Source organism: Mycobacterium sp., assembly GCF_032162105.1.
GTDB lineage: Bacteria > Actinomycetota > Actinomycetes > Mycobacteriales > Mycobacteriaceae > Mycobacterium.
Window position 1 is genome coordinate 1 of record NZ_JAVRPS010000485.1, and the last position, 6,527, is coordinate 6,527.

5 protein-coding genes are annotated in these 6,527 nt (G+C 66.2%); 2 read left to right on the plus strand and 3 right to left on the minus strand.

Annotation, left to right across the window (positions count from 1 at the left end):
* Window positions 1–917: cytochrome P450 (locus tag QOC69_RS25050; protein WP_526444700.1), on the plus strand; the 917-nt coding region annotated here is incomplete at its 5' end.
* Window positions 918–973: 56 nt separating this feature from the next.
* Here the strand turns inward: QOC69_RS25050 and QOC69_RS25055 are convergent.
* Window positions 974–2,626 carry a class I adenylate-forming enzyme family protein gene (locus QOC69_RS25055; protein ID WP_526444702.1) on the minus strand — a complete coding sequence of 551 codons (1,653 nt, stop codon included), beginning with the start codon at window positions 2,624–2,626 and terminating at the stop codon, window positions 974–976.
* 82 nt (window positions 2,627–2,708) lie between these two features.
* On the opposite strand from QOC69_RS25055, the gene QOC69_RS25060 reads away from it, so the two are divergent.
* Entirely contained in the window at window positions 2,709–3,521 is an 813-nt protein-coding gene (locus QOC69_RS25060) for an enoyl-CoA hydratase/isomerase family protein (RefSeq protein WP_526444704.1), read from the plus strand.
* Between the two features lie 5 nt (window positions 3,522–3,526).
* Here QOC69_RS25060 and QOC69_RS25065 read toward each other — a convergent pair whose 3' ends face one another.
* Together QOC69_RS25065 and QOC69_RS25070 are read right to left on the minus strand one after the other, a co-directional pair.
* Window positions 3,527–4,561, minus strand: coding sequence for a phosphotransferase family protein (locus tag QOC69_RS25065; RefSeq protein ID WP_526444706.1), 1,035 nt, complete (start codon window positions 4,559–4,561; stop codon window positions 3,527–3,529).
* On the minus strand, window positions 4,558–6,189 hold the full coding sequence (locus QOC69_RS25070) for an AMP-binding protein (RefSeq protein WP_526444708.1): 1,632 nt from the start codon (window positions 6,187–6,189) through the stop codon (window positions 4,558–4,560). Before QOC69_RS25070 ends, QOC69_RS25065 begins: the two co-directional genes overlap by 4 nt.
* Window positions 6,190–6,527 lie beyond the last annotated feature (338 nt).

Sequence of the window (6,527 nt, forward strand, 5' to 3'; positions counted from 1 at the left end):
TCACCCCGCTGCTCACCGCGAAGCGCATGGAGCCATGGGGCAACACCGTGCGAGAAATCACCGACGAGTTGATCGACGAATTCATCGATGACGGGCACGCCGAGCTCTTCGAGCGGGTGTGCGGCCCGCTGCCGACGAAGATCTTTCTGCGGTTGTTTGGTCTGCCCGAAGAGGACCGGACGTTACTGATCCAATTCAAGGACGACATCCTCGGTGCTACCGGCGCAACTCTGGACGAGCGCGAACAACACGGAATCGAAGCAGGCGACCGGCTGAGGGAGCATCTTGGCAAACGGCTCGCCGAGCGCAAGAACGAGGCGCTGCGCGACGATCTGATCAGTCAGTTCTTGACCTTCGAACTCGACGGTCACAAGCTGACCGACGACGAGATCGTCAACCTCATGCACATGTTCACCATCGCCGGTCTCGACACCGTGACGTCCTCGCTGTCGGTGCAGTTCGCCTTCTTGGCCACGCACCCACGGGAACGTGAACGGCTCATCGCCGACCCGTCGTTGTGGCCGACTGCCGTCGAAGAACTCATGCGAACCGAATCCCCGGTTCCGCAGGGAGGATTGCGCTGGGCCGCCGAGGATCTCGAGATCAATGGGGTCGAGGTGAACAAAGGTCACATGATCTTCTTGGGTTGGGGCAGTGCCAACATCGACCCGGCCGTGTTCGAAGATCCGATGAAGGTGGACTTGACCCGTAAGCCCAACCGGCACATGTCCTTTGCCGTCGGCCTGCACCGTTGCCTCGGGTCACATCTGGCCCGGCTGGAGATGGTAGCGGCGTTGGAGCGGTTCCATCAGCGCATTCCCAACTACGCGGTGACCGAAGGTGAGCGGATCGTCTATCGATCGATCCCCGGAATCCGCCAGGCAGTACGGATTCCGATTTCGTTCTCTCCGGCCTGACGCCAACCGATCACCATCCTCGCGACGTGAGCATGGGGCCCAGACGGCATCGATGATCATGTCGACTGGGCGCCGTCTCGGGCCGGTGACTGACGAGCCATCGCCCGCAAGGCAGACTTTTGAACCTTGCCTGCCGACGTCCGCGGGAAGTCAGTGGACCGTCCCCGGATCTCTTCGGGCCACTTGTATTTCGCCAGACCCGACTCGACGAGGTGCTCCCGAATTCGGGGCAGCGACGGAACGCTGTGACCGGCCGCGGGACGGATGAAGGCGCAGCCGTGCTCGCCGGTGCGGGCGTCGGGGGCGGCGACCACCGCCACGTCGGCGACTTCTGGCATCGATGCCAACGCTGCCTCCACTTCGGATGCGCTCACGTTGAGTCCGGACCGGATGATGATGTCCTTCACCCGGTCGAGCACGGTGACGTACCCGCGTTCGTCGACCGAGCCGATGTCACCGGTGCGGTACCACTCCGCCTCGAATGCATCGGTGTTCATGGCGGGGTCGACGTATCCGCTGAACAGGTCGGGCCCGCGGGTGATGATCTCGCCAGTTCCGGTGCGGTGGTGGGCGCCCCGCTCGTCGCGGATGCGGACGTCGACACCAGTGCACAGGCGACCGTCGGTGGCGGCGCGCACCCGCAGCGGGTCCGCGCGACGACCCAAAGAGATGCTGGGATGCTCGGTGCACCCGTACCCCTTCACGGCAGCAACACCGAGCGCGTCTGCGCGCTCGATCAGTTCCCGGTTCACGGCGGCTCCGCCCAGAGCGGCGACGCCGATCAGCCGGTGATGCTCCGGGGTGCACCGTGGATCGTCTAGCAGGCCCTGCAGGAACACTGGCGCTCCACTGCCGGCGGCAAGGTCGTGCGTCTGCATCAGCTCGAGCACGTCACCGGCGTCCCAGTAGTCCATCAGATGCACGTCGTGGCCCACCAGCGGAGGCACCAGCAACGACACCAGCATTCCGGTGACGTGGCTGACCGGTGACGTACTCAGCAGGCCCCGACTCCGTTCGGCCAACAGAGGAGCCATGTGCTGACGTATCTCGGCGCACAGCGCCCGGTGGCTCAACAGCACGCCCTTCGGGGTGGCGGACGTGCCCGAGGTCCACCCGATCACCGCTGGGGCGCCCGGATCGATCCGGAGCTGGCTGCCCTCTGCTGCAGACGCGGTCAGCGCGCCGAAACCGATCGCCGCTGACGGTTTCGCGCCGTCACCGACCACGATGAGGTGCTCCAGTTCCTCCAATCGCTGGCGTCCCGAGGTGATCTCCTCGAGGACGGCACCGTGACCGCGCCGGCCTTCGATGATGACCGCGCGTGCCCGAGAGGTCCGCAGGGCATGCATGACGTCGGAGCTTCCGCCCGCGTGCGAGATCGGTACCAGAACGGCGCCGGCGTGCACGAGGCCGTAGAAGACCGCAGCCGCCTCGACGCTATTGGACAGTTGGAACGCGACGGGATCGCCTGGCACGATGCCCAGTCGCCGAAGCCCAGCACCCACCCGTCGTCCCAGATCTGCCATCTCGCGCAACGACATCCGCTGCATCCCACTCCGGGTGTACATGGTGAACTTCCGCCCGCCGGAGGAGTGCAGGGCGCTTGCCAGCAGGTCGCGTAGCGTCTCGCCGCTCCACCAGCCTTCGGCACGGTAGCGGGCGCAGAGCTCAGGTGTGGGCTCGACGGTGGTAAAGGTCGTCGTCGTCATGGCAGCCTCCACGAACAGCGTGGTATACACGTAAAGTTAGGTGCAGCCTATCCGATGATCCCGCGGCCGATGGAGACTCCAGATGAACGACTTCGACGATGCGCTCTACGGACTTCCAGCAGAAGTCAAGGTCGAGGCCCACGGACCGGTACGGCTGGTCACGCTGAACCGTCCGGACGATCTCAACGGTGCCAACCGTGCCATGCATCAGGCGCTCGCCGGGCTGTGGAACCGGCTCGACGAGGACACCGCGGCGGGCGCAGTCATCCTCACCGGCAGCGGGCAGGCATTCAGTGCCGGTGGAGATTTCAGCTACATGCAGCAGAACATCGACGATGAGGCGATGCGCGCACAGACGATGGCCGAGGGCCGCGCAATCATCGAGGGCATGGTGCGGTGCCGGTTGCCGGTGATCGCCGCAGTCAACGGCCCCGCGGTCGGACTGGGATGCAGCCTGGCCGTGCTGTCCGACATCGTGTTGATGGGCGAGGGTAGCTTCCTGGCCGACCCGCACTTGCGGATGGGCTTGGTGCCCGGTGACGGTGGCATGACCTGGCCGATGCTGACCAGCCTCTCACGGGCCAAGGAATACCTGTTCCTGGGCTCGCGAATTCCTGCCGCCGACGCCGTGAGCATGGGGCTGGCCAGCCGCGTCGTGGCACCGGAGAAGCTCCTCGACGAGGCGCTCGCGCTGGCGCTGCGGCTGGCCGACGTGCCCGCCGCGGCCCTTCAGACCACCAAGCGGGCCCTGAACGCCTACCTGGATCAACAGCTCGACAATGCCTATGCCGTTGCACTGTCCGGAGAGTTGGACAGCATGCACTCCGAGGAACACCGGCTGGCGGTTGCCGCCGCGCAGTCCAAGGCGGCAGCCGCGGGGTCACGTCGAGGGTGAGCCGATCAGCCCCGTGACCGGTCCAGGTGCCGCAGGCCGGTCGTGATCAGAGGGGATACCGCATCGTGGGCGACGTCGATCGCGCCGTCGTTGCTGCGGCGGCGGTGGGCGATTCCGGCCGCGATGATCGCCACTTTGAAGTAGCCCAGCGCCAGGTGAAAGTTCCAGTGCTGCAGCGGCGTACTGGACACAGTCGCGTACCGCTGCGCCATTTCGTCGGCGCTGGGAAGCCTCGACGTCGTCCATGCCGCGTCGGTACCGATCACCAGGTCGAAGACGGGGTCGCGGTAGACGCACATCAGTGCGACGTCGGCCAGCGGGTCGCCGAGTGTGGACATCTCCCAGTCCACCACGGCCCGAACCCGATGCGGTGCCGATGATTCCAAGATGGTGTTGTCGATGCGGTAGTCGCCGTGCACGATCGTCGTCGCGCTTTGCGGCGGAACCAATTCCGCGAGGCGCGCGTGCAAGCGCCGAACGTCCTCGTCGCGCGGATCGCCGGGTTCACGAATTAGCTCCCACTGCGATCCCCACCGCCGTATCTGGCGCTGCAGATAGCCGTCTGAACGTGCCCAGTCCCCCAGCCCGACGCTGACGGGGTCGACCTGGTGCAGCGCGGCCAAGACGTCGATCAAGCCGTACGCGCAATCGCGCACCACGGAGTCGGATTCGATCGCGTCCAGTTCGGTCTGCGTGCGAATCACGTGACCCACGACGTATTCGACGAGGGTGAACGGCGCACCCAATACCGATTCGTCCTGGCACATCGTGACAGGGCGGGCGACGGGAATGTCGGTGCAGGCCAACGCAGACACCACCAGGTACTCCCGGCTCATGTCATGAGCCGAGGGCGTGACGCCGTGAAACGGGGGGCGACGCAGCACCCACGTGGACACGTCGTCGAATATCAGGTAGGTCAGATTCGATCGACCGCCGGAGATCAGTTCGGCCCGAAGCTGGCCCTGGCGGACGACCCCGGCACCGGCGAGATGGCGGGTCAGCGCCGAAAGATCCAGTGCCTCAGCATTTGTCGTCGTCACACCAACCACGCCTTTCTGATCTCGTTCTTGCGCACCTTGCCCGATGCGGTGCGCGGAAGTGCGTCGACGACACGGAGTTCCTCGGGCCACTTCGGCTTGGCCAGCCCCATCGCGGCGAGATGCCCGGTCAGCGTCGACAGGGACATCTCCCGGCCGTCCCGCGCAACGACGACCGCCACTGCACGTTCCCCGGTACGGATATCGGGGACACCGATCACCGCGACCTCGGCCACCGCAGCACAGGTCATCAACACGCTTTCGACTTCTACGGGTGAGACTTTCACGCCGTTGCGGATGATGAGTTCCTTGGCCCGTCCGGTCACCGAGAGGTGACCGTCGGCGTCGACGACACCGACGTCGCCGGTCGCCAGCCATCCCTGCACGTCGAACACGGTGTTCAGTTCCGGTTGCAGGTAACCGGCGCACCGATCCGGTCCCCTGGTGAAAATCTCGCCTTCGCTGCCCGACGGCAAGAGCGCACCGCAGCGATCGCGCACCTGCACCTCCACTCCGTCGAGCAGGCGGCCATCGGTGCGGGCCAGTTTTCCAGGGGTGTCGCCAAGTCGACTGGCGCTGACGGTCGGGTGTTCGGTCAGTCCGTAACTCCGCAGCACGGTGATCCCGCGCTGGGCTGCCTTGGCGACCAAGCTCTCCGGCACCGGCGATCCGCCGAGGATGACGTACCCCATCCGGTGGGCGAGTTCGTCGGTGAAGCTTGGATGGTCGATCAACGCCGACAAGAAGACCGCCGCGCCGCCGCCGGGTGCGAGCCCCTCGGCCCGTGCGGTGTCGAGGATGAAGTCGGCGTCGAAGGTGTCCACCAAGTGGATCGGTTCGCCACGGTGAATCGGCGCCAGCAGTCCTAGGGTCATCCCGGCCGCGTGCGCGATCGGTGAAGCCATGATCTGGGGGGTAGCGTCAGTCGGGATCATCCCCACGAGGTGCCCACGCACCTCTGCCCCGAGGGTTCGGTGGGTGTGGACGACCCCCTTCGCGGTGCCCCCGGTCCCGGAGGTGAAGACCAACAGGCACTCGTCGTCTGGCGACCGATCGCTCGGGATTGCCGCGATGGGGTCACATAGCAGGTCATCGAACGACACGACGTACGAGCCAGGTGCGCGTTTGCCCAGGCCGGCGCACACCACGACGGTGTCCACGCTGGGCATCTCCGTGCGAGAGTCCAGGACTTCACCGAGGTAGTCGCGAGCGCCGTGGCGTTCGCAGGTGATCAGCACCGTGGCGCCGGTCGCGTTGACGATCTCGGTCAGTTCCTTGCGCCCGTAGAACGAGGCGACCGGAACGACGACGGCGCCCAACGCAGCCACGCCGACGAACGCCGCTACGGCTTCCCACCCGTTCGGCAACCAGATCACTACGCGATCACCCGCGGCGAGCCCGCGCTTGGACAGGCCGGCGGCTACCCGGCGCGCCGTCGCCTCCAACGATCCGAACGTCTCCTCGCGGCCGGTGTGCTTCGACCAGATGCCCACCCGCTGGCGCGGACGACGTCGCAGGCCGTCGAGGAGAAGGGCGCCCAGTGACGTGTCGTCCCACAGACCGCTGCGCAGATACCGCTCCCGCAGGGAGCCCGGGATCCTTGCAGGGTTCAGCGGCTCGCGGACGGTCACAGCGTCACCTCGCCGACGCGTGCCGGCGCCACGGTGCCGACTGCGACGCTCAGCGCTGGCATGGCTCCCCGATCGGGCAACTTTACATGTATAGTAGTTATATCATGAGCGCTCCGAATGCTCGGCCTCGCACTCGGTTTCGCCCTCGGCAGCCGGTCCGTTCTCAGCATCGCCGACGCCAGATCAGGGCCACCGCCGGGCCGGCGTGCGGCCAGGACGGCATTCCTCGCGCGTGCGTGTGGATCTCGGGCTACCACCTGTGCCTGCATCCACGCGAGTCGCGCCCGAGGTTGTTGCCACGGATGTCGTTGCGTCGCAACCTCCGTTGAGACCACACA